The sequence below is a fragment of the Rhodopseudomonas palustris genome (assembly GCF_003591005.1).
GTDB classification, from domain to species: Bacteria; Pseudomonadota; Alphaproteobacteria; order Rhizobiales; family Xanthobacteraceae; genus Rhodopseudomonas; species Rhodopseudomonas palustris_K.
Genome location: NZ_QYYD01000019.1, coordinates 35,850 through 58,395 on the forward strand (window position 1 = coordinate 35,850; position 22,546 = coordinate 58,395).

The 22,546-nt window shown below is 64.4% G+C and carries 22 protein-coding genes; 8 read left to right on the forward strand and 14 right to left on the reverse strand.

All coding sequences use genetic code 11. The features are described from left to right. Window positions 1–8: 8 nt before the first annotated feature. Window positions 9–1,964: an ABCB family ABC transporter ATP-binding protein/permease gene (locus D4Q52_RS17975; RefSeq protein ID WP_119857944.1), complete on the reverse strand. Its 1,956-nt coding sequence runs from the start codon at window positions 1,962–1,964 to the stop codon at window positions 9–11. 184 nt (window positions 1,965–2,148) lie between these two features. On the opposite strand from D4Q52_RS17975, the gene D4Q52_RS17980 reads away from it, so the two are divergent. Next, a complete protein-coding gene (locus D4Q52_RS17980) occupies window positions 2,149–2,748 on the forward strand; it encodes a TIGR00730 family Rossman fold protein (protein WP_119857945.1) in 600 nt (199 codons plus the stop codon). Between the two features lie 6 nt (window positions 2,749–2,754). Here the strand turns inward: D4Q52_RS17980 and D4Q52_RS17985 are convergent, their stop codons facing one another. The 5 genes from D4Q52_RS17985 to cysS form a co-directional block, all read right to left on the reverse strand. After that, window positions 2,755–4,311, reverse strand: coding sequence for an acetolactate synthase large subunit (locus D4Q52_RS17985; protein WP_119857946.1), 1,557 nt, complete (start codon window positions 4,309–4,311; stop codon window positions 2,755–2,757). 184 nt (window positions 4,312–4,495) lie between these two features. Continuing rightward, a complete protein-coding gene (gene cimA, locus D4Q52_RS17990) occupies window positions 4,496–6,094 on the reverse strand; it encodes a citramalate synthase (protein WP_119857947.1) in 1,599 nt (532 codons plus the stop codon). Then, window positions 6,091–6,600, reverse strand: coding sequence for a GNAT family N-acetyltransferase (locus tag D4Q52_RS17995; RefSeq protein WP_119857948.1), 510 nt, complete (start codon window positions 6,598–6,600; stop codon window positions 6,091–6,093). Before D4Q52_RS17995 ends, cimA begins: the two co-directional genes overlap by 4 nt. 3 nt (window positions 6,601–6,603) lie before the next feature. Continuing rightward, window positions 6,604–6,735, reverse strand: coding sequence for a hypothetical protein (locus D4Q52_RS26925; protein ID WP_283805670.1), 132 nt, complete (start codon window positions 6,733–6,735; stop codon window positions 6,604–6,606). A gap of 421 nt (window positions 6,736–7,156) precedes the next feature. Further along, a complete protein-coding gene (cysS, locus tag D4Q52_RS18000; protein WP_119857949.1) occupies window positions 7,157–8,548 on the reverse strand; it encodes a cysteine--tRNA ligase in 1,392 nt (463 codons plus the stop codon). Window positions 8,549–8,859: 311 nt separating this feature from the next. Between cysS and D4Q52_RS18005 the strand changes: the two genes are divergently transcribed. From D4Q52_RS18005 to D4Q52_RS18015, 3 genes are all read left to right on the forward strand, one after another. Beyond that, on the forward strand, window positions 8,860–9,168 hold the full coding sequence (locus D4Q52_RS18005; protein ID WP_119857950.1) for a hypothetical protein: 309 nt from the start codon (window positions 8,860–8,862) through the stop codon (window positions 9,166–9,168). A 184-nt stretch (window positions 9,169–9,352) separates the two neighbouring features. Next, window positions 9,353–10,501 (forward strand): DUF2865 domain-containing protein, encoded by a 1,149-nt coding sequence (locus D4Q52_RS18010; protein WP_119857951.1) that lies wholly within the window; start codon window positions 9,353–9,355, stop codon window positions 10,499–10,501. A 110-nt stretch (window positions 10,502–10,611) separates the two neighbouring features. Further along, window positions 10,612–11,949 carry an FAD-dependent oxidoreductase gene (locus D4Q52_RS18015; RefSeq protein WP_119857952.1) on the forward strand — a complete coding sequence of 446 codons (1,338 nt, stop codon included), beginning with the start codon at window positions 10,612–10,614 and terminating at the stop codon, window positions 11,947–11,949. Here D4Q52_RS18015 and D4Q52_RS26820 read toward each other — a convergent pair. Continuing rightward, window positions 11,946–12,374, reverse strand: a complete 429-nt coding sequence (locus D4Q52_RS26820) for a helix-turn-helix transcriptional regulator (protein ID WP_234831238.1) — start codon at window positions 12,372–12,374, stop codon at window positions 11,946–11,948. The genes D4Q52_RS18015 and D4Q52_RS26820 overlap by 4 nt on opposite strands. Before the next feature lie 484 nt (window positions 12,375–12,858). Next, window positions 12,859–13,284: a cupin domain-containing protein gene (locus D4Q52_RS18025; RefSeq protein ID WP_119858026.1), complete on the reverse strand. Its 426-nt coding sequence runs from the start codon at window positions 13,282–13,284 to the stop codon at window positions 12,859–12,861. Between the two features lie 172 nt (window positions 13,285–13,456). Here D4Q52_RS18025 and D4Q52_RS18030 point away from each other — a divergent pair, with 172 nt between their 5' ends. The 3 genes from D4Q52_RS18030 to D4Q52_RS18040 are packed head-to-tail and all read left to right on the forward strand — an operon-like array spanning window position 13,457 to window position 14,758. Next, on the forward strand, window positions 13,457–13,720 hold the full coding sequence (locus D4Q52_RS18030) for an antitoxin (protein ID WP_119857954.1): 264 nt from the start codon (window positions 13,457–13,459) through the stop codon (window positions 13,718–13,720). Then, window positions 13,717–14,136 carry a type II toxin-antitoxin system VapC family toxin gene (locus D4Q52_RS18035; RefSeq protein WP_119857955.1) on the forward strand — a complete coding sequence of 140 codons (420 nt, stop codon included), beginning with the start codon at window positions 13,717–13,719 and terminating at the stop codon, window positions 14,134–14,136. The genes D4Q52_RS18030 and D4Q52_RS18035 overlap by 4 nt, the downstream gene beginning before the upstream one ends. Window positions 14,137–14,143: 7 nt before the next feature. Beyond that, complete coding sequence (locus D4Q52_RS18040; protein ID WP_119857956.1) at window positions 14,144–14,758, forward strand: hypothetical protein; 615 nt, start codon at window positions 14,144–14,146, stop codon at window positions 14,756–14,758. Between the two features lie 32 nt (window positions 14,759–14,790). On the opposite strand, the gene D4Q52_RS18045 is transcribed toward D4Q52_RS18040, so the two are convergent. From D4Q52_RS18045 to D4Q52_RS18055, 3 genes are all read right to left on the reverse strand, one after another. Next, window positions 14,791–16,545, reverse strand: a complete 1,755-nt coding sequence (locus tag D4Q52_RS18045) for an NAD+ synthase (protein WP_119857957.1) — start codon at window positions 16,543–16,545, stop codon at window positions 14,791–14,793. Between the two features lie 260 nt (window positions 16,546–16,805). Next, window positions 16,806–17,159, reverse strand: coding sequence for a diacylglycerol kinase (locus D4Q52_RS18050; protein WP_119858027.1), 354 nt, complete (start codon window positions 17,157–17,159; stop codon window positions 16,806–16,808). 166 nt (window positions 17,160–17,325) lie between these two features. After that, window positions 17,326–18,714 (reverse strand): class II 3-deoxy-7-phosphoheptulonate synthase, encoded by a 1,389-nt coding sequence (locus tag D4Q52_RS18055; RefSeq protein ID WP_119857958.1) that lies wholly within the window; start codon window positions 18,712–18,714, stop codon window positions 17,326–17,328. A 592-nt stretch (window positions 18,715–19,306) separates the two neighbouring features. On the opposite strand from D4Q52_RS18055, the gene D4Q52_RS18060 reads away from it, so the two are divergent. Next, complete coding sequence (locus tag D4Q52_RS18060; RefSeq protein ID WP_119857959.1) at window positions 19,307–19,933, forward strand: site-2 protease family protein; 627 nt, start codon at window positions 19,307–19,309, stop codon at window positions 19,931–19,933. On the opposite strand, the gene D4Q52_RS18065 is transcribed toward D4Q52_RS18060, so the two are convergent. The 3 genes from D4Q52_RS18065 to D4Q52_RS18075 all read right to left on the reverse strand — a co-directional run bounded on the left by D4Q52_RS18065 (window position 19,930) and on the right by D4Q52_RS18075 (window position 22,535). Further along, window positions 19,930–20,556, reverse strand: coding sequence for a TadE/TadG family type IV pilus assembly protein (locus tag D4Q52_RS18065; RefSeq protein ID WP_147407819.1), 627 nt, complete (start codon window positions 20,554–20,556; stop codon window positions 19,930–19,932). The two genes, D4Q52_RS18060 and D4Q52_RS18065, sit on opposite strands and share 4 nt — an antisense overlap. An 8-nt stretch (window positions 20,557–20,564) precedes the next feature. Next, on the reverse strand, window positions 20,565–21,029 hold the full coding sequence (locus tag D4Q52_RS18070; RefSeq protein ID WP_283805672.1) for a TadE family protein: 465 nt from the start codon (window positions 21,027–21,029) through the stop codon (window positions 20,565–20,567). 186 nt (window positions 21,030–21,215) lie between these two features. After that, entirely contained in the window at window positions 21,216–22,535 is a 1,320-nt protein-coding gene (locus tag D4Q52_RS18075) for a TadE/TadG family type IV pilus assembly protein (protein ID WP_182915351.1), read from the reverse strand. Window positions 22,536–22,546: the final 11 nt, after the last annotated feature.

Genomic DNA, 22,546 nt, shown 5'->3' on the forward strand with positions numbered 1-22,546 from the left:
CGACACGATTACTCCGCCGCGGCCGAACTTGCCAGATCGTCGTCAAGCGCAGTTGGTCGCGCCTGCGACTCCTCCCCGTCCATCATCGCCAGCCGCTCGCGCGCCTCTTCAGCCTCTCGCTGCCGATTCCACATGCTGGCGTAGAGCCCCCCGTGCTCGAGCAGCTGCGCGTGCGTGCCGCGCTCGGCGATCCGGCCCTGATCCAGCACGATGATTTCGTCGGCGCCGACGATGGTCGACAGCCGGTGCGCGATCACCAGCGAAGTACGGTTCTGAGAAACGCGCTCCAGCGCGCCCTGAATCTCGTGCTCGGTGTGGCTGTCCAGCGCCGAGGTGGCTTCGTCCAGCACCAGGATCGGCGGCGACTTGAGAACGGTTCGCGCAATCGCTGCGCGCTGTTTCTCGCCGCCCGACAGCTTCAGCCCGCGCTCGCCGACTTCGGTCTCGTAGCCTTTCGGCGATGCCTTGATGAACGCGTCGATCTGCGCGGTGCGGGCCGCTTCCTCCACCTCGGCATCGGTCGCGTCCCAGCGGCCGTAGCGGATGTTGTAGCGGATGGTGTCGTTGAACAGCACGGTGTCCTGCGGCACCATACCGATCGCCGAGCGCAGCGAGGTCTGCGTCACGTCGCGGATGTCCTGACCGTCGATCCGGATCGCGCCGCCCGAGATGTCGTAGAGCCGGAACAGCAGCCGCGAGATTGTCGACTTGCCGGCGCCGGATGGGCCGACGATCGCCACCGTCTTGCCGGCCGGCACCTCGAAGCTCAGACCCTTCAGGATCGGCCGCGCCGGATCGTAGGAGAAGCGGACGTCGTCGAACTGCACCGTACCGTTCGCCACCTGGAGCGGCTTGGCACCCGGCTTGTCCTTGACCTCCGGATTGCGCGACAGCACCGCGAACATCTTCTCGATGTCGATGATCGCCTGCTTGATCTCGCGATACACCATGCCCATGAAGTTCAGTGGCTGATACAGCTGGATCATCATGGCGTTGATCATCACGAAATCGCCGACCGTGTTGGTGCCGTTGCGCACCCCGGCGGCGCACATCAGCATCGTACCGGTTAGGCCGAAGGTGAAGATCACCGCCTGCCCGGCGTTGAGCACGGCGAGCGACGTGTAGGTCGAGACGCTGGCGTCCTCATAGCGCTGCATCGACTTGTCGTAGCGCTGGGCCTCGCGCTCCTCGGCGCCGAAGTACTTCACGGTCTCGTAGTTGAGCAGCGAGTCGATCGCCTTCTGGTTGGCGTCGCTGTCGGAATCGTTCATCCGCCTACGGATCGCGATCCGCCATTCAGTCGCCTTGTAGGTGTAGAACATGTACACCACGACAGTGACCATGATCACCGCGACGTAGCGCCAGTCGAACTGCCACAGCAGCACGGCCATCACCAGCGACAGCTCGACGATGGTCGGCACCAGTTGCAGCAGCACCATCCGGACGATGACTTCGATGCCGAGCCGGCCGCGCTCGAGCACACGGGTCAGGCCGCCGGTCTTGCGCTCCAGATGAAAGCGCAGCGACAGCTCATGCATGTGCACAAAGGTGCGGTAGGCGAGCTTGCGCACCGCATGCATCGCCACCTGCGCGAAGATGCCGTCGCGCCACTGCGTCAGCACCGCCATCAACACGCGCACCAGGCCGTAGCTCAGCGTCAGCGCCAGCGGCGACGCCAACAGCCACAATGTCCAGTTCGACGGCGCCACCGGCGCGGTATCGGCACCGGTCAGTGCATCCGTGGCCCATTTGAAGGTGAACGGCACGACCAGCGTCGCCGCCTTCGCGGCGAGCAGCAGCAGCACCGACCAGACCACCCGCATCTTGAGATCGGCGCGGTCGCCGGGCCAGATATATGGCCACAAATGAACCAGCGTCCCGCCGAGCGTTGCCTTTTGGGCCACGGCGTCCTCCGGGGTTGCGACCGAAGGACCGCTCGGCGAATGAGAATGTGGATGAGCCATCAAGACTGCCTGAAAGCGTCCGCCGGACGGGCGGACAGGAAATGCGTCGGATGCGCTCTCATATAATGTTTCGCCCGCCGCGTGCACCCTGACGGCGGAATTGTTTGTGTCATAACAGACTGTTGCGCTGCGCAACGCAGGCACTGCCTTGACGCTGTGATGTCCTGGTGCCACATCGCCCACCATGAGCGAAATCAACACAGTCTGCGTCTATTGCGGCTCCGGCCCAGGCACGAACCCGCTTTTCATGGAAGCCGCGCAGGCGTTCGGCAAGGAACTGGCGGAGGCCGGCATCCGTCTGGTCTATGGCGGCGGCGCGATCGGGCTGATGGGCGCGGTCGCCACGTCGGTGCTCGACCATGGCGGCGCCGTCACCGGCATCATCCCCGGCTTTCTCCGCACCAAGGAGATTGCGCTCGATCGCATCCAGGATCTGATCGTCACCGACGACATGCACGAGCGCAAGCGTCTGATGTTCGAGCACTCCGACGCCTTCGTGGCACTGCCGGGCGGCATCGGCACGCTGGAGGAACTGGTCGAGCAGATGACCTGGCAGCAGCTCGGCCGCCACCGGAAGCCTATCCTGATCGCCAATATCGACGGCTTTTGGGATCCGCTGCTCGGCCTGCTCGATCACATGACCGAAACCGCCTTCATCCGTGCCGCGCTGTCGGTCAAGGTGCTGACCGCGGACCGGGTCGCCGATATCCTGCCGAAGCTGCGCAGCGCCGCAGCGCCGGACAAGGCCAAGGAGCTGGCGCCCGAGGTCGCCAGCAAACTCTGACACCCGTCAGATCAGCGCCTCGATCAGACGCGGGCCGCGCTGGTTCATCGCCGAGCCGTACTGCGCAGCAAACTCCTCCGCCGTCGTCGCCCGGCTGGCTTCGATGCCGAGGCCTTCGGCGATCTTCACCCAGTTCATTTCCGGATTGTGCAGATCGAGCATCGACAGCGCGTTGGCTCCGGCTCCGGCGGCGCCGACGCGCTGTAGTTCGATGTTGAGGATGGCGTAGGAGCGGTTGGCGTAGATCACCACGGTGACGTCGAGCTGCTCGCGCGCCATCGTCCATAGCGCCTGCATCGTATAGGCGGCGCCGCCGTCGCCGTGAGGGCAGATCACCTTGCGGTCCGCTGCCGCGATCGCGGCGCCGATCGCCAGCGGCAGCCCCTGCCCGATCGATCCGCCGGTGAGCGGCAGATGCGTATGCGGCCGTGCCCGCGGCAGGATCATCTGCAATGGCAGGCCCGAGGTGTTGGCCTCCTCGGCATAGATCACGTGGTCAGGCGTCAGATGCGCGATGGCCTGGGCGACGCCGAGCGAGTTGAGCTTGCCCTTCGGCAATTCCGGCAGCGCCAGCGCCGTGCGCACTGCGGGCTCGGCCGGCGCATCCAGCGCATCGGCAAGATCCTTCAGCGCCTGCGCGCCGTCCTGATGCGGCTGCGCCAGATCATCGAACTGACAGCCCTCCGGCGCGCCCCAACTCGGTTTGCCCGGATAGGCGAAGAACGACACCGGCGGCTTGGCGCCGACCAGGATCAGTTGCTCGACATCCTTGAGGAACGCGGTGATCTGCTCGGCAAAGTACGGAATGCGCTCGAGCGGCACGCGGCCTGCGCCGAGCTCGGCCCGCGGCGCGAAGGTGTCGCACAGCAGCCGCGCCTTGCACTTCGCCTGAATCCGCCCGGCGGCTTCCAGACCCTCGCCGAGCAACGCACTGCCGCGCAGCAGCAGTGCGGATTTCTTGCCGTTCGACAGCAGCCGCGCGATGTCGTCGACCGTATCGGCATCGACCCGCGCCGCTTTGATATCGGGCAGCGGTGGCGCGGCGCGGGCGGCCGGATTCCAGGCGACGTCGGCCGGCATGATCAGCGTCGCGATGCCGCCCGGCGCGCTGCGTGCCGCCCGCACCGCCAGCGCGGTATCGCTTGCGACCGCGCCTGCACTCTTCGACTCGTGGATCCAGCTCGACACCGGACGCGCGAAGCCGACAATGTCCGACGTTAGCGGCGCGTCGTATTGCAGATGATAGGTGGCGTGATCGCCGACAATGTTGACGATCGGCGTCGCGGCGCGCTTGGCGTTGTGCAGATTGGCGAGACCATTGGCGAGGCCCGGTCCGAGATGCAGCAGCGTCACCGCCGGCTTGCCGGCGATCCGTCCATAACCATCAGCCGCGCCGGTCACCACGCCTTCGAACAGGCAAAGCACCGGCCGCAGGCCGGTCACCGAGTCGAGCGCCGCAACGAAGTGCATTTCGGACGTGCCGGGATTGGCGAAGCAGATCTCGACGCCGCAATTCACCAGCGTCTGCACGACCGATTGCGCGCCATTCAGGGTGTTGCTCACCGGCCCGGCTCCCGTCCCGCATGCTCATTGATTGTTTCGCGCATGTTGGCAGGCCCCATGCGCGATGACAACCAGGACGGGCGTCATTGCGAGGAGCCGAAGGCGACGAAGCAATCCAGCTCCGCACGCGCAGCTGGATTGCTTCGCCTTCGGCTCGCAATGACGGGGATAGGATCTGGCAGACCTAGAGCGGCGCGTTGCTCTTGATCAGCTTGTAGACGACCGAGTCCATCAGCGCCTCGAACGACGCATCGATGATGTTCGGCGACACGCCGATGGTGGTCCAGCGCTCGCCGAGTTCGTCCTCGCTCTCGATCAGCACCCGAGTCACGGCCTCGGTGCCGCCATTGAGGATACGGACGCGGTAATCGACCAGCTTCAGGCCCTCGATGTATTTCTGATACTTGCCGAGATCCTTGCGCAGCGCGACGTCGAGCGCGTTGACGGGACCATTGCCTTCGGCGGCGGAGATCAAGGTCTCGCCGTCGACCACGACCTTGACCACCGCCATCGCCACGGTGACGCGCTTGCCGTGCGAGTTATAGCGTTGCTCGACGTTCACATCGAACTGCTCGACATGAAAGAACTCCGGCACCTTGCCGAGCACGCCGCGCGCCAGCAGATCGAACGACGCGTTCGCGGACTCGTAGGCGTAGCCCGCGGCTTCGCGTTCCTTCATCTTCTCGATCAGCCGGCCGAGCTTCGGATCGTCGCGGTCGACCTGGATGGTGGTGCGCGCCAGCTCCGCCAGCACGTTCGACTTGCCGGCCTGATCCGACACCAGCACCTTGCGATGATTGCCGACGGTTTCAGGCGCAACGTGCTCATAGGTGTGCGGATCCTTCATCACCGCCGAGGCGTGGATGCCGGTCTTGGTGACGAAGGCGCTGCCGCCGACATAGGGGGCGTGCGGATCCGGCGCACGGTCGAGGATGTTGTCGAGCGCGCGCGACACCTGCACCAGCGTGGCGAGCTTCTCGTCGGAGACGCCGATCTCGAACTTGTCGGCAAACTCCTTCTTCAGTTTCAGCGTCGGGATCATCGACACCAGATTGGCGTTGCCGCAGCGCTCGCCCAGCCCGTTCAGCGTACCCTGGATCTGCCGCGCCCCGGCGCGCACCGCCGCGAACGAGTTCGCCACGGCCTGTTCGGTGTCGTTATGGGCGTGGATGCCGACATGGCTGCCGGGGATGCGCTTGACGACTTCTCCGACGATCGCCTCGATCTCGTCAGGCATGGTGCCGCCATTGGTGTCGCACAGCACCACCCAGCGCGCGCCGGACTGATACGCCGCCTCGGCGCATTGCAGCGCGAATGCCCGGTTTTCCTTGTAGCCGTCGAAGAAGTGCTCGCAATCGACCAGCACTTCACGCCCCTTGTCCTTGGCGAGTGCCACGCTGTCGCGGATCGAGGCGATGTTCTCCTCGTTGGTGGTCTCGAGCGCGACGCGGACCTGATACTCGCTCGACTTCGCCACGTAGCAGATCGCACCCGCCTTGGCCTCGAGCAGCAGCGCGACGCCGGGATCGTTCGACGCCGATCGGCCCGGCCGCCGCGTCATACCGAACGCCGCGAAGGTGGCGCGGCTGAGCTTCTGATCCTCGGCGAAGAACTCGGTATCGAGCGGATTGGCGCCCGGATAGCCGCCCTCGACATAATCGATGCCGAGATCGTCGAGCAGGCCGGCAATCAGCTTCTTGTCGTGCAGCGTAAAGTCCACGCCGTTGGTCTGCGCGCCATCGCGCAGCGTGGTGTCGTAGAGATACAGACGTTCCCGGTTCATTGATCCGCTCCCGGCGCTGCGGGATCCGCGAGCGTCTTCGTCATCGACGTGTTGGCGAGCCATTCGCCATTGATGGTGACAGTGTTGCGCCGTGTCGGCACGTAGCCGCGGCGGGTGAAGAATTCGGCGGCGCTGTCGCTGGCATCGACCGTCAGCGCCTGCGCACCGCGGGCGCCTGCGAGTTTCTCCAGCGCGTCAATCAGCGACGTCGCGACGCCCATCCGGATGAAATCCGGGTGCACATAAAGCATGTCGATGTGATCGGCGCCTTTCAGCGACGCAAAGCCGACCGGCGCACCGCCCAGCGTCGCGATCAGCGTCAGCTGCGAGGCCAGCCGCGCAGCGAACTTGGCGTCGTCGTCAGCAACCGACACCCAAGCTTCCTGCTGCACCTCACTGTAATCGTCCTCGGTCAGTTGCTCAATCGCCGCGATGAAAATCGCCGCCGCGATCTGGGCATCCTCGGGCAGATACGGCCGCAGGCCCGGCGTTTCCGTCGCACTCATGACTCACCAAAATCCGTAAAGCTTCAGCACCAACGCCGTCGCGCCGGCGAGCAGCGCGATCTTCAGCGCGATGTAGTACAGCCAGTGCTTCGGAAACGGCGTGTCCGGCCGCGAATTGGGCTTTAAATCAGTCATCGCGCGAACTCCCGCTGCGTAGTTAGCTTGAATCTCAGGACTTTGCCGCAAGCCTCGACAGCGCAAGCTGCGCCCCACTCCCTCTCGTTCGTCATTCCGGGATGCGCCCGCAGGGCGCAGGCCCGGAATCCATACTCCCTGGCCTCACGAGGAGAGCCCGCGCGCTCACCGAGACTGCAGGGTCTATGGATTCCGGGCTCGCGCTGCGCGCGCCCCGGAATGACGGGGCGAGGCAGTGCCTTCGCCTGCGCGCGCCTGCCAGACGCGGACGCACGCTGCCCACTGCCGCGCAGCCTCACCCCCGTCATTCCGGGATGCGCTGCGCCAGCAGCGCAGACCCGGAATCCCGACATTGGGGCGGCGAGATTCCGGGTTCGCGCGAAGATGCGCGCCCCGGAATGACCTCGTGCGTAGTGGACGCTCATCGCGCGATCTCCCAGGTCGTCACCGGCTTGCCGTCGGCGTCTTTGCCGTCCTTGATGGCGATGCCCATCGCGGCGAGTTCGTCGCGGAGGCGGTCGGATTCCTTGAAATCCTTGCGTGCACGCGCGGCGGTGCGAGCCTCGATCAATGACTTTGCAGTTGCGTCGAGGTCGACCGGTGCGCGAACCACCGGCACGATGCCGAGCAGTTGCATCGCGCCGCGCAGTTCATCGGCCTTCCCGGCCCGGCGCAACGCGTGCAGTTCGGCGATCATCTTCGGTGTATTCAGATCGTCGGCGAGTGGAGCTATCACCTCATCGCAGTTCGCCGTCGTCGCATCCTTGGTGAAGTCCGACCAGTCAAGGATCGCCTTCTCCGCCTCGTGCAGCGCCTCGACCGTCCAGTCGATCGGCTGCCGATAGTGCGTCTTCAGCATCGCCAGCCGCAGCGTCGCGCCGTCCCACGACTTGCCGCCGAACTTGTCGGTCGCCAGTAGCTCCCGGATGGTGATGAAGTTGCCGAGACTCTTCGACATCTTCTCGCCTTCGACCTGCAGGAAGCCGTTGTGCATCCAGGTCTGAGCCATGCGGTCGGTATGGAAAGCGCAGCAGGTTTGCGCGACTTCGTTCTCATGGTGCGGGAAGACGAGATCGATGCCGCCACCATGGATGTCGAAAGTCTCGCCGAGGTGCTTCCACGACATCGCCGAGCACTCGATATGCCAGCCCGGCCGCCCTTCGGCCGTGATGCCGGCCGGCGACGGCCAGGACGGTTCGCCGGGCTTGGACGGCTTCCACAGCACGAAGTCGGTGGGCTCGCGCTTGTAGGGTGCGACGTCGACGCGGGCGCCGGCGATCATCTCGTCCAGCGTACGGTTGGCCAGCGCGCCGTAGCGCGGCAGCCCGCCGTTCGCGGCGTTCATCGCCGCCGGCGAGAACAGCACGTGGTCCGCCGCCACATAGGCGAAACCGCCCGCCACCAGCTTCTCGATGATCGTCCGCATCTCGGCGATGTGCTCGGTCGCGCGCGGCTCGACGCTCGGCCGCAGGCAGCCGAGCGCGTCGACGTCGTCATGGAATTGGCTCTCGGTCCGCTCGGTGACCTTGCGGATCGCCTCGTTCAGCGGAAGACCGGGAAAGTCGCAGGCGGCGCGATCGTTGATCTTGTCGTCGACATCCGTGATGTTGCGCACGTATTTGACGTGGGTCTCGCCGTAGAGGTGCCGCAGCAGCCGGAACAGCACGTCGAACACGATCACCGGCCGGGCATTGCCGATATGGGCGAAGTCGTAGACCGTCGGGCCGCAGACATACATCCGCACGTTCGACGGATCGAGCGGCGCGAAGTCGCGCTTCTGCTTGGTCAGCGTATCGTAGAGGCGCAAAGCCATGGATTCCCGTCCCCTGCGGCCGGGCGTCCAGTGATCTCATGAGAGAAAAGACGGCCTCAGCCAGCGTTGAGCTAGCTCGTAATCTCGCGGCAAATGCCACAAATCGAGAAAAGACCGTTCATCGCCGCACCATGGCCAGCCCGCTGGAGCGCGTCAAGTCCGGCAAAGGCCCTAGGTCGCCATGACGACGGATTTTAGCCGCCACCGGCGCCTGGCTTGCGACACCCCGGTTCCCCTCCTTGGTTAACGAATCTTTACGTCTTTTCCGGATAGGGTTGGAAGACGCGTCGCCCACGCCCATCCGGTGCCCCATGAAACTGACCTCAGCCTTGATCGCCTGTTCGGCGCTGCTGGCGGCATCCAGCGCGTCGGCGGACAGCCGCGTGTTCATCATTGCCAACCAGCCGGATGGCTACGGCATCGACCAGTGCCTGGCGAAAAGCGATCGCTGCGGCGCGCCTGCCGCCCTCGCCTATTGCCAATCCCGGGAGTTCGCGCAGGCCGTATCGTACCGGCGGGTTGACCCGGAGGAAATTACCGGCGCGGTGCCTAAAACGGCGGGCGTCACCTGCCGCCGTGATGGCTGCGACGAATACGTCGCCATCATTTGCCAGCGCTGAGTCGCCGCGCTGTACTGTGACTCGCCACAGAGACGCCCCGGAAACGACGTGACGATGCCGTGAGAAGCCGGTAAGAGGTGCAGCGCCGTCGCGGTTTAACGGATTGCCCGGTGGCCTTGATGCCGCGGGTTTGCTGAGAATGGTCGGCGCCTCGCCGAAGTCACATCCGCTCGGAATTCCCTGAATGCCGGACTTGTTCGAGACCGCCGATCGCCTCCGTCGCAGCCTTCTGGCGGGAGCCGTGCTGGCCAGCGTCGCGGCGCTGGGCTCTGTGGCCCACGCCCAGCAGGGCTACCCGCCGCAGGGCGGTGCGCCGCAGGGCGCCGTCAACCCGGTCTGCCCACGGCTGGAGGCGCAGCTCGCCACCATCGATCGCGGCGGCGGCGGCGATCCGGCACGAGCCGATCAGATCCGGCGCTACGAGGATGCGGTCAACCGACAGCAGGGCGAACTCGACCGCGTCACCATGCAGGCCAAGCGCATGGGCTGCGACAGCTCGGGCTTCTTCTCGCTGTTCAACGGCCAGTCGGCGCAGTGCGGGCCGGTCAACAACCAGATCCAGCAGATGCGCGGCAATCTCGACCAGATGACGTCGAGCCTCGAGCGGCTACGTTCCGGCGGCCCGGGCGGCGGCGGTAACGAGAATCAGCGCCGCTCGGTGCTGATGGCGCTGGCGCAGAACAATTGCGGTCCGCAATATGCCGCGGCCGTGCAGCAGCAGGGCGGCGGTTTCCTCGACAATCTGTTCGGCGGCAATCAGCCCGGCGTGGCCGGCCCGGCGGGGGCGCCGCCGGACTTCAACACCGACACCGGCACGTTCCGCACCGTGTGCGTCCGCACCTGCGACGGCTATTACTTCCCGATCTCCTTCGCCACCGTGCCGGGCCGCTTCGCCGACGACGAGAAGACCTGCAAGAGCCTGTGCCCGGCGTCGGAAGCTGCGCTGTACGCCTATCGCAATCCCGGGCAGGACATGAACCAGGCGGTGTCGATCGCCGGCCAGTCCTACACCTCGCTGCCGGCCGCCTTCCGCTATCGGCAGGCGTTCGATCCGGCCTGCACGTGCAAGGCCGCCAACCAGAGCTGGGCCGACGCCCTGAAGGGCGTCGATGACACGTCGGCGCGCGAGCACGGCGACATCATCGTCACCGAGGAGAGCGCCAGGCGCATGGCGCTGCCGCCAGCGCAGCGCGCCAACGCCCGCAAGGGCAACGCTGCCGCCCCCGCGGCTGCCAACAGCGGCGCGGCACAGCAGCCCGACCCCGGCGCACCGGCGACCGACCCGAGCAAGATCCGCACCGTCGGGCCGACCTTCCTGCCGAAGACGCAGTAACCCTAAGCCATCCGTCAGCCGACAAAGGCCATAGCCCATCCGGGCTATGGCCTCGCGCCGCGCCCTGCTTCAACCTGCAGCCTCCCTCACGAGGTCGGAGGAGTTGCAGCATGCGGGTCATCGTTGTCGGCGGCGGCATTGCCGGGCTGGGTGCAGCCGATCGGCTGCGCGACGACGGCCACGAGGTGGTGCTGCTCGAACAGGACAGCGAGGCCGGCGGGCGCTGCCGGTCCGTGCTGTGGCACGGGGTGTGGGCGGTGACCGGCGCGTTTGCGTTTCTCGGCGCCGAAAGCAATCTGCGCGACCTCGCCGGCAAGCTCGGCATCGACCAGCCGGACGGCATCGCGGACTTGACGGCAGCCCACCGCTGGAACGTGCTGGTCAAGCGCCAGCACAATGTCGGCTTCGGCGCCTTCGACCTGATCAGCGCCGCGAAGCATCCGTTCATCCCCCTCGCCGAGAAGGCGCGGCTGCTGGCGACGCTGCCCAAGCTGGGCCAGATCGCCGTCACCGGCAATCCCCGCGACATCACCAGCGCGGCGGCGCTCGACGACGTCAATGCCTGCGAGTACTTCCGCCGCTTCTCGCCGACCTTCGTCGATTACTTCCTCGAGCCCTGCGTCGCGATGTTCTGCGGCTATGGCGAGGACGATTTCTCGCTGGCCTGGACGGCGTGGAGCACGGCCGGACGGTTGTCCTGGTCGGGCGATCAGATCTGGAGTTTCAAGGAACGCGGCGCCGGCCGCATCACCTGGGAGCTCGGCCAAAGTCTCGCAGCCGATCCGTGCGTCGATCTCCGGCTCGGGACGAGCGTGGTCGGGATACGCACCGGCGCTGACGGCGCGCAGGTCGACGCCGTCCATGACGGACGCGTCGAAACCATTCGGGGTGATGCGGTGGTGGTGGCGGTGCCCGGTAACAAGGTTGCGGCGCTGATGCCGGATCTCGATGCCGAGCGCCGCAGCTTCTTCGACAGCGTCGATTATGCCGGCCATCACATCGTGTACTACCTGCTCGACCGTCCGAAGGGCGATCTGCTCGACACCTACGTGCTACCGGCCGCCGACGGCTTCCGCCGCACCGGCAATCTGCGCTTCACCGACATGGGCAACGGCACTACTTTCGCGCATTCGCAGTGGAAGGATTGGGGCTGCCGGCAGCACGAAGGCGCCAGCACCGCGGACCTTCTCGCCATCGCCTGGAGCGACGTCGTCGAAGCTCTACCGCAGCTCGCCGACACGCGCGTGATCGACAGCTTCATCTCGCGCCAGCCTGATGCGATCTGCAAGCGGCCCAAGGGCTACATCCGCAGCCTGCGCCGCTTCCTCGATCTCGGCTCGCTGCCGCGCATCGCCTTCTGCGGTGACTACCTCACCAACAGCACGGTCGGTCAGGCGCACTGGTCGGGGCTGCAGGCGGCGGACAACCTGATCGGACGGCGCGATTAGTCGCCGCCAACCGCGTGGCGACGCGGTCCAAGCAGCGCGCCGAGCTCGGTGCGATTGCGCGTGCCGGTCTTGTCCAGCACCGCGCGCATCTGGTTCTTGACCGTCCACGGGCTGATATCGAGCATGCGCGCGATCGCCTTGTTCGAAAGACCAGTGGCGGCAAGCTCCGCGACTTGGCGTTCGCGCGGAGTCAGCGTCCGAAGCGTGTTATTTGCGGGCGGCGGCGCGGCCGTTTGTGTGCCCTGCGCGGCGAGACCCGAATATGCCAATTCCAATAACGGCAACAGCGACAGCGCCAGTATGCGGTCGTGCTCGTCGAAATCGCCCAGACCGGCGTCGCGAACGAGGCTGAAGGCGCCAATGACGCGACTGCAATCGCGCAGCGCCAAGGTCAGCACGAAGCCGGCGCCGCAATCGGCCAGCAATGGCTCGCGAGCAAGTTCGCGGCGCCGCCTCGCCGGCAGCAACTCAGACAGCCGCGCGACGCCAGCGTCCGCCGAGGCAACCCCGTCCAGCCAAAGCCGGATCGGATCGCGGTCGCGGACTTCGGCACAATAATGCAGCCTGCACCAAGCCGGCCAATTGACGAAATGCATCTCGCCCGGAAGGCCGCGTTGCCGATCGGCAAATACCGCACGGCTAGCCCCGAACACAGGCTGCAACGACCGCGTCGCGACCTCCGCAAACGCGGCCGGCGTAGCGGGTCGGAACAGCACGGGAGCCAGCGCGGCAAGATCTTGGATCGACATTCATGGCCCGCCGTTATTTGCCGCTCTCCGCTTGGTCTGACCAAGCAGATAGTGGCTCGAGCGCTTGCAATGATCGCATCAAGCCAAGTTGCGGGACCGTATGCAAGTCCGCCACGGTGACCGATGCACCGCGGCGGGCCAAACCAGGGCCGTCGCACAATCAAACCGGAGTGGCGAGCGGCTTGCCCTTCTCGACGATGTAGTTGATCATCAGCCTTGTCTTGCTCGACGACGGCTTGCCGCCGGCATGCGGCGTGGCGGGCGGCACCTGGAAGGCTTCGCCGGCCTTCACGGTCTTGGTCGGTTGGCCCTCGATCGGCAATTCGATCTCGCCTTCCATCACATAGGTCGATTCGATCCCGGGATGGGTGTGGCGTCCAACCACCGCGCCGGGATCGAGCGTCACGTCCATAATGATCGTCTCGTAGCCCGCGGCCGGGCCATCGGTGCGGCTCAACACCTTCCGCGTGACGCCGTTGGCCGTCGTTGCGACCGCCCCCTGCGCAAACGCCTCGGTCGCCCCGAACCCCGCAACGCTGCAGATCGCACAGCCAGCGACCGCCGCAAAACCTCGTCGTGTCAGCATGATATCCTCCCAATGTCGAAAGCCCATCTGCGCGGGCGTGGGGGAAGTCTGGCAGAGCCGACGATCATTGGGAAGGAAGTTCCACTGAGATAGCGACATCCGCTCGGGCCCACCTTGATGGTCGCCACGACCCGATATATATCGTGATACATATCAAGGGCAGGAGACCGCTGTGACGTCTCGCACCGCCAAGATTTTCACGACCGGCCGCAGTCAGGCCGTCAGGCTGCCCGCGGAGTTTCGCTTCGAAGGCAGCGAGGTTTTCGTGCGCCGCGATCCGAAGACGGGTGATGTCATCCTGTCGCGAAAGCCGGACTCGTGGGACGGCCTGCTCGAGCTTCACAAGGCGGCAGCAACGCCTGGCGACTTCATGGAGCCGACCGACCGCAACCAGCCGCCGCATGATCGCGATCCGTTCGAAGGCTGGACCGAATGAGCGGCTGGATGCTCGATACCAATGTCGCCAGTCACATCATCAGAGGTGACCGGCGAGAGATCGTCGAGCGCCTCATCGCACTTCCCATCTCGGACGTTGTGATCTCGTCGATCACGGAGGGCGAACTGCTCTACGGACTCGCCAAGCGCGGTTACCCCGCAGTGCTATCCGGACGCGTCCGTGAATTTCTGCTCCGTGTCGATGTATTGCCCTGGGACCACGAGGTGACCAAGACCTACGCCGAGCTGCGCTCGGCCTGCGAAGCCAACGGGGTCACCCTCGCCCCTCTCGACCTGATGATCGCCGCGCATGCCGCGGCGGTCGACGCGACGCTGGTGACGCGGGACAAGACGTTCGGTCGCGTGCCTTCGCCGCTGCGGGTCGAGGATTGGACCGAAAGCGAAAGATCTCCGTGAGACATCAATGGAAACACAACTCGAACAGAGCGATATCTCAAACGTATTTGGGATGAACCATCCCCAGCAAATGTACGTAAAGTTAGGCTGGGAGTTGAACGCACTCATGCGTTCAATGTCTGTTTGGAAAGACAACGAAGCCGCGCCGGAGGCGCTGTTCCATGCTTTCAACACCGCCATAACCGCTTGGCACATATCTGACTGGCTCTGGCAATATCAACCAGATGCGCGGAGCAGAATTGCAACGAAGTTTGAGTTCGTTTTCGAGGAAACACCAACAGGCATCAAGCGAGGGCTAGAGCGTTTTCAAGACGCAGTTGTTTTGCACTGTGATGAGCTGCGTGTTTGCAGAGAAGTGGCAACGGGCTCCAAACACATGCGCAAAACTAAAACCGATCCAAACATCAAAGCTCAGGCAGTCTGGTCAAAGGTCGTCGACCCCGCTGGTTTCGCAAAACCTGGCGACTTAGTTATGAGCCTTCGCATAAAGAATAAAGACAAGGAAACTGACGCTGAACTTGCGTTTATCGAAGTGTTTAGCTTTTGGGAACGTTTAATGACAGAGCTGGGAATTTTCACGAGGGACGCGAAGCTGCTCGATAAGATCATAAAAGTAAGCTAAGCGTCCTTTTGCAGGGGCCACTTCTAAGACAATCACCCCTCGAACGCCTCGCTCGAAGTCCTGCCCGCTCGCACCAGCAACGTCTCGTCCGGCTTCGCCAGCGCCTCGGCCTTGTCGCGAAACCGGTTGGTGATCGGATAGCGCCGGTCGCGGCCGAAGTTCTTGCGGGTGACCTTGACGCCCGGGGCGGCCTGGCGGCGTTTGTATTCGGCGATGTTCAACAACCGGTCGATCCGCACCACCGTGTCCTTATCAAAACCTTCGGCGACGATCGCGGCCAGCGGCTCTTCGCGCTCGACCAAGCGCTCGAGGATGGCGTCGAGCATGTCGTAGGGCGGCAGCGAATCCTGGTCGGTCTGGTCTTCGCGCAGTTCGGCGCTCGGCGGGCGGATGATGATGCTCTCCGGAATCACTTCGCCGTCCGGGCCGAGTGCGCCCGGCGGCTTCCAGCGGTTGCGGAGCGACGACATGCGGAACACTTGCGTCTTGTAGATGTCCTTGATCGGATTGAAGCCGCCGTTCATGTCGCCATACAGCGTGGCGTAGCCGACGCTCATTTCCGACTTGTTGCCGGTGGTCACCACCATGGCGCCGGTCTTGTTGGAGATCGCCATCAACAGCGTGCCGCGGGTGCGCGCCTGCAGGTTCTCTTCGGTGATGTCGCGCTCCAGGCCTGCGAACGGCTTCGCCAGGATCGCCTCGAAGCCTTCGACGGCCTGGGCGATCGGCAGCACTTCGTAGCTTATGCCGAGCAGCGTAGTGAGGCGCGCGGCGTCGTCGAGCGAGATCTGCGCGGTGTAGCGGAACGGCAGCATTACGCCGCGCACCTTGTCGGCGCCGAGCGCGTCGACGGCGATCGCCGCGCACAGCGCCGAGTCGATGCCGCCGGAGATGCCGAGCAGCACGCCGGGAAAACCGTTCTTGCGGACGTAGTCGCGTAGCCCAAGTACGCAGGCGGCGTAGTCGGCCTCGTCACCTTCCAAGAGCGGCGCGACCGGGCCGTCGCAGCGCCAGCCGGCGGCGCCTTTCTCGAACGCCAGCGTGGTGATGGTTTCGGCGAAGGCCGGCAATTGCGCGCCGAGGGTGCGGTCGGCGTTGAGCACGAAGGAGGCGCCGTCGAACACCAGTTCGTCCTGGCCGCTGACCTGGTTGAGATACACCAGCGGCAGGTCGCTCTCGGTGACGCGCGCCACCGACACCGACATCCGCAGATCCTGCTTATCCCGCGTGTAGGGCGAGCCGTTCGGCACGATCAGCAGTTCGGCGCCGGTCTCGGCCAGGCACTCGACGACGTTCTCGTAGTCCTCGGATTCTTCCAGCCAGGTGTCCTCGCAGATCGGCACGCCGACGCGAACGCCGCGGATCGTCATCGGGCCCGCCACCGGCCCACGCGCGAACACCCGCTTCTCGTCGAACACGCCGTAGTTCGGCAGGTTGACCTTGTAGCGGATCGCCGCGATCTTGCCGCCGTCGAGCAGCGCACAAGCGTTGTACAGCTTGCCGTTATCGACCCAAGGCGAGCCGATCAGCATCGCCGGGCCGCCATCGGCGGTCTCGCGCGCCAGCTCCTCGATCGCCGAGCGGCAGGCCGCCTGGAACGCCGGCTTCAGCACCAGATCCTCCGGCGGATAGCCGGCGATGAACAATTCGGGAAACACGATCAGCGCGGCGCCGTCCGCCGCCGCCTGCTTGCGCGCGGTGCGAACCTTGTCGGCATTGCCGGCGACGTCGCCGACGGTGGGATTGAGCTGGGCGAGCGTGAGGATGAAGCGGGCTGTGTCGGTCATGCCCGAGATGTAACGGGCCCCTGCCCGCTCCGCAATCGGCGCGGTTCGAGGCATGACGGCTGATCTTGCAGTCCAGCCCTCATCCTGAGGGCCTGATCGCAACGAGCCCTTGCAAATCATGCACTTTCGTTTCCGCGCGTCATGCCCGGCCTCGTGCCGGGCATCCACGCCTTGCTGACGGAGATGCAGAAAAGGCGTGGATGGCCGGGACAAGCCCGGCCATGACGAGACGAATGAGCTCGCGGCAAAGATGAAGCGGGCTAGACCAACCCCATGCGTTCGCCGAGTGCGAACAGCCAGACCAAGCCGGCGATCGCCAGGGCGACGCCGACGGCGGCCGAGCCCATGTCCTTGACGTGGCCGATCTGCGGGTCGTGGTCTGTGGTGACGCGGTCGGCGAGTTTTTCGATCGCGGTATTGAGCAGCTCGGTCATGATCACCACCGCCACCACGGCAACGAGTTCGACGCGGCGGGCGGAGGTGGTGCCGATCAGCCAGGCGGCCGGCACGGCGATGAGCAGCGCGACCAGCTCCTCGCGGATGGCCTGCTCGGAGCGCACCGCAAATCTCAGCCCGCGCCACGAATTGATGGTCGCCCGCCAAAACCTCAGCACCTGACCCACAGCCCCTATTTGTCGTCACGCCCGCGCTTGTCGCGAGCATCCACGTCTTGAGAAGCTATTGCCAGCAAAGGCGTGGATGGCCGGGCCTTCGCCGCGCCGAAGCGGCTTCGGCCGCGCAGGCGGGTCAAGGCCCGGCCATGACGATCGAGAGGTGGTGCTACAGCCCGGCCGCCACCGGCAGCGGGTGGGCCTTGCCGGCGCGCCCCTGCTTCAACTGATCGGCGATCAGGAACGCCATGTCGATCGACTGCTCGGCGTTGAGCCGCGGGTCGCAGGCGGTGTGATAGCGGTTGTTGAGGTCCTCGTCGGTGATGGCGCGGGCGCCGCCGAGGCACTCGGTGACATTCTGGCCGGTCATCTCCAAATGCACGCCGCCGGCATGCGTCCCCTCCGCGGCATGAATCGCGAAGAACGAACGCACCTCGGAGAGGATGCGGTCGAACGGCCGGGTCTTGTAGCCGGAGTTCGACGTGATGGTGTTGCCGTGCATCGGATCGCACGACCACACCACGTTGCGGCCCTCGCGCTGCACGGCGCGAACCATCGCCGGCAGATGCTCGCCGATCTTGTCATGGCCGAACCGCCCGATTAGCGTCAGCCGCCCGGCCTCGTTCTCGGGATTCAGCACGTCGATCAACTTGAGCAGTTCGTCGGTCTTCAGCGACGGGCCGCATTTCAGGCCGATCGGGTTCTTGATGCCGCGGAAGTACTCGACATGGGCGTGGTCGAGCTGACGGGTGCGGTCGCCGATCCACAGCATGTGGCCGCTGGTCGCGTACCAGTCGCCGGTCGTCGAATCGACGCGGGTCATGGCCTGCTCATAGCCGAGCAGCAACGCCTCGTGGCTGGTGAAGAAATCGGTGGTGCCGAGCGAGGAATCCACCGCGAAGGTCAGGCCGCAGGCGCGCATGAAGTCGAGCGCGCCGGAGACGCGATCGGCCAAATCCGCATAGGCCTTCGACTGCGGCGAATCGCTGACCGACTGCAGCATCCAGCGATGCACGTTCTCGACGCTGGCGTAGCCGCCCTTGGCGAAGGCGCGCAGCAGGTTCAGCGTCGCGGCCGACTGCCGATAGGCTTCGAGCTGGCGCCGCGGATCGGGTACGCGCGATTCCTCAGTGAAGCCGATATCGTTGATGATGTCGCCGCGATAGCTCGGCAGCTCGATGCCATCGCGCTTCTCGACCGGGGCCGAGCGCGGCTTGGCGAACTGACCGGCGATGCGGCCGACCTTCACCACCGGCGAGGCGCCCGCATAGGTCAGCACGATTGCCATCTGCAGGAAGACGCGGAACAGGTCGCGAATATTGTTGGCGCCGTGCTCGGCGAAGCTCTCGGCACAATCGCCGCCCTGCAGCAGGAAAGCCTCGCCGGCGGCGACGCTGGCGAGCTGCTTCTTCAGGTTGCGCGCTTCACCTGCAAAAACCAGCGGCGGAAACGTCGCGAGCTGGGCCTCGACATCCGCAAGCGCTTTCGCGTCGGGATAGCCCGGCATCTGCTGCACGGGCTTGCTGCGCCAACTCTCGGGTGTCCATCGCTCGGACATGAAACCAACTCCTGCGGACCTGCCGCCATATATAGGTGTTCGTGAAGGCCGCGTTATACACAGGCTGCCCCGCCACGGCTAGTTGGAAATCCGGTTCGGGACACAACCCTTTGAGCCCACAGCCATTTCCGTGGCGAGAGCGATTGGCCAGGCTTGCCGAAGGGTCATATCGGCCGACGCGTCGCCGGGTGATGGAGCTGCAGCCAAGCCCGCGCAACGTTCAGAGCGACACCGACCGCCGTGCCAGAAATGTGGCGATCCGGCCGGCGGCTTCAAGCCGCCTCACCCCGGCCAGCGCAACGACCCCGGTTCCGCGTGTCGCGCCCCCCTGGCGACCTGCTCCACGACGCGCGTATACAATCGGTCCATTGAACGGGATCGTTACGCCATCGGCATGCCGCTCACCTCGCATGGCAACAACAGGAGATTTTCTCACAACGCTATTCAACTACCACTTCTTGTCGTTCTTATCGCGAGTCGCAACGATTACCACTTGATTATTTCACCTGCTGCACATCGCCTTAAGATTGATCGACTACCTATCGATGCATTGGGTTGACGAACGACTTTTGTCTTTGAGATTGGTGCATTGATGTATTTTGATATCGCGCTTTCGCTCGTTGCAATCTACGGGCTGCTACTCATTCATGAGCTTGGCCATCTTGCCGCGGCGCGTGCCGTCGGTGTTCGCGCCTGTCGACTGACGCTTGGGGTCGGGCCAACGCTGCTCGGATTTCACGGACCAGGCAGGCTATACTGCGCCATCGCATTGCTTCCGATTGGCAGCGCTTGCGTGCTTGGTAATACCGACCCGGCGCGACAACATCGCCCAACCCGAAGCCTTGCCGCGACGTCGATCGGTGAACGAGCCGTGATCTACGCAGCGGGGCCGGTCTTCAATCTCGGCCTGGCCGCGATGCTTCTGTCAGCGGCAAGCTGGAGCACCGGCGACTTCTCACTGTCCTGGGCGATGCATGCGGACGCTGCCGCGATCATTCTGATCGCCGGCACCTCGACGCTGATCGGCCTGTTCAACCTGCTGCCGATCCCGCCACTCGATGGCGGCCGTCTGGCGCTGCTCATCCTCGAAGCCTATCGCGGCGACCCGCTCGGCGACTCCAGCACAGCACGTCTGCAGCGAATCGGCAGCGGCCTGATCGCCGCCGCGAGCGCAGTGCTCATCGGCAGCTTCGCCCTACACTATTGGCATCTGATCTAACACGTCGCGGTGTCGTACAGGACGCAATCCCGCACATTTGTCTGACGCGGCTTGGTGTAGGCTTCATCCTTCAGATCAATCCCGGCTTTAGCCACGACGTAACCGAACATCGGCACGTATTTGTAGGTGGTCTCGCTCTTCACCAAATAAAACGGATAGTGCGGAGCAACCTGCAGCGCATCCGTCACCGTCGCCGCATCGCCAACCTTGAGACTGGATGCCGTCAAAGATGGGACGCCGGTGCTGTCGAAGATCACCGCCTTGCTCCAATGAATCGTCGCCGTGACCTTGTTGTTGGCGTCCTTGGCCACTTTGATCTGCGAAATCGTCGCCATCAGCGGATCTGCGGCGTGCGGCGACATCACCTGACCGCCGATGGCGGAGATAGTCGCCAATCCGGGGGCATCGATCTTGTCGCCTCGCGAGACGAGATCGGAAAATGTTCGGGTCGCCATCGTCAACCGGCGCTTGGCCACGAATCCCGAAGTGATCTCAATCACCCCGAACAGCAACACCAGCATGATCGGCAGCGCCATCGCGAATTCGACCGCGGCCACGCCGCGGGCATCGGCGGCGAACGTTTGGAATTTCGGGTGACCGCTCGATCCTGCCATATCAATCATCGCCAACCTCAGAACGGCTCGTTGCGAAACGCCAGCGTGGTCGAAAGCAGCCGCTTGCTGTTGGAGAGGTTGGCGATGTTGTAGCCGAGCCCGGTCACGACGAGCGGCCACTGATAGAACAACCGAACCACCACGACGTCGCCGGCGTTACCGGTCTTGAAGCCGAAATCTTTCGTCACAAGTTTGCCGTCGACGATAATCGGATTGGTGGACTTGGGCGGGCTGTCGAGCCCGTAGCTGTTGACGTCGATCGAGATGCCGCCACAGTCGAACAGCGGCGGCATGCGTTTGCAAACCTCCGTCTTGAAGTCGTCGGCATTCACAGTCTTGGACTGCCTTTGCCCAGTGAAAATCAATCGCGCCGCGTCCTCGGTCGCATTGTCGAGCACCTGCCCGGCCAGAAACACCAGTCCAGTTTCAAGGATGGCGAACAGCAACGCAAAAAACGGCGGTGCGACCAAAGCAAACTCGATCGCGGCAGAGCCTCGGCCATCGCGACAGAATGTCGAAGCGGTGCCGCTCGGCGATCTGCTGAGCCGTCGATCATTTTCGCGGGCTTCGAGCCGGCCCCATTGCCTCAACGGTCGTGCCATCATGATGAACTCTCGTTGGTAGGGTTGCCCTTCGACTGCGCACCGGCTTCGCTTGAAGGATCAGAACTACTGCGCCACACGCAGCTTCCGCATCGACGCCGCGATCTCCTCGAAGGCGTCGGTCATCTGCTCAGCCTTCGTCAAGGCGAAGAACTTGCTTTCTCCGCTCGCACAGGCTTTCAGCACGGGCTTACTCGGACCTTTGTCGGTGTTGACATCGACCGTGTAGATGACTGTGCCGTTGTCGGCTTTGATGGCGTCGCATAGTAATTGCTGACGCTTATCGACATCGGCGCAGGCCGACGTTCCGTTGCACGACTTTCCCTTGCTCTTGTCTTCGTAATAGGCATTTCCGGTGTTCTCACCGTCGGTCAGCAGGACGATCGCCGTCAGATATTGTGAGTTGGGATCCTTGGGCGGCGCGGCGAATGGTGCGTTCGATCGTAGCGTCCACCAGGCCCAGAACAGCCCGATCGGCTGATTGGTGCCGCCAACTGCGACCATCGCGTCAATCGCGGTGTTGATCGCATCAAAATCATAAGTCAGCGGCAGCAACGGCTGCAGCGTCGTGCAAGCGTCGATCGTTTTCTTACCGTTACTCGCCATGTATAATTCCGGCGGGAATTTGCCGGAGGTCGTCGCGGAAATATCATCGGGTTCTGCGCGGTCCTTGACGCAGCCCGTCCAGCCGGCGTGCGACTTGCCCTTGGTGTCGCTGCCGGCCCTATCCCACCACGTCCAATCGAGATAGGGCTTGGTCGTCGACGTGTTGCCGATGTTGACCACCCAATGAAACGGCACCAGCGAAATGTAAACGTCGCCATTGGCGATGACGGTTTCCTTCAGCCTGTTGACCAGGATTTTTGCGGCCTTCTTCAGCTCGACCAGCTTGGCGTCCGCTTCCATCGAGCGGGTATTGTCGAGCGCCAGCGCGACCCGCAGTTTCATGCTGGCCCATGTGGTCGTCGACGACGTGCCGACCTCCATCTTGTCGACGCCAACGACCTTCATGAACGTCGTCGGCAACTGACCGGCTCCGCTAATCACCAGCTTGCCGGGCGTCGTGCCCCGCTGCGGCGTATAGGCGGCCGACACTGTGACACCGGTGACTTCATCGTGCTTGTACAGCGCCTTGAATACTGCGGCGGCACGCGCGTTCAGATCGGACGCCGTCGCGGCTTCCTTTGCGAGCATCAGGCTGGTCGAATCGAGCGCGGACTGCATCGCGCTGCGGGCGCTGCTGGCCCTTGCGAAATCGACTGCCGCTCCGACAAAGGCCAGCATCGGGAGCGACATGATAGCGAAGATCGTCGCAATATTTCCGTGCTCGTCACCCGCCAGACGGCGCATCGCCTCGCAAACGCGGTCAAAAAAGGCGACGCTCATCGCGCGCATCT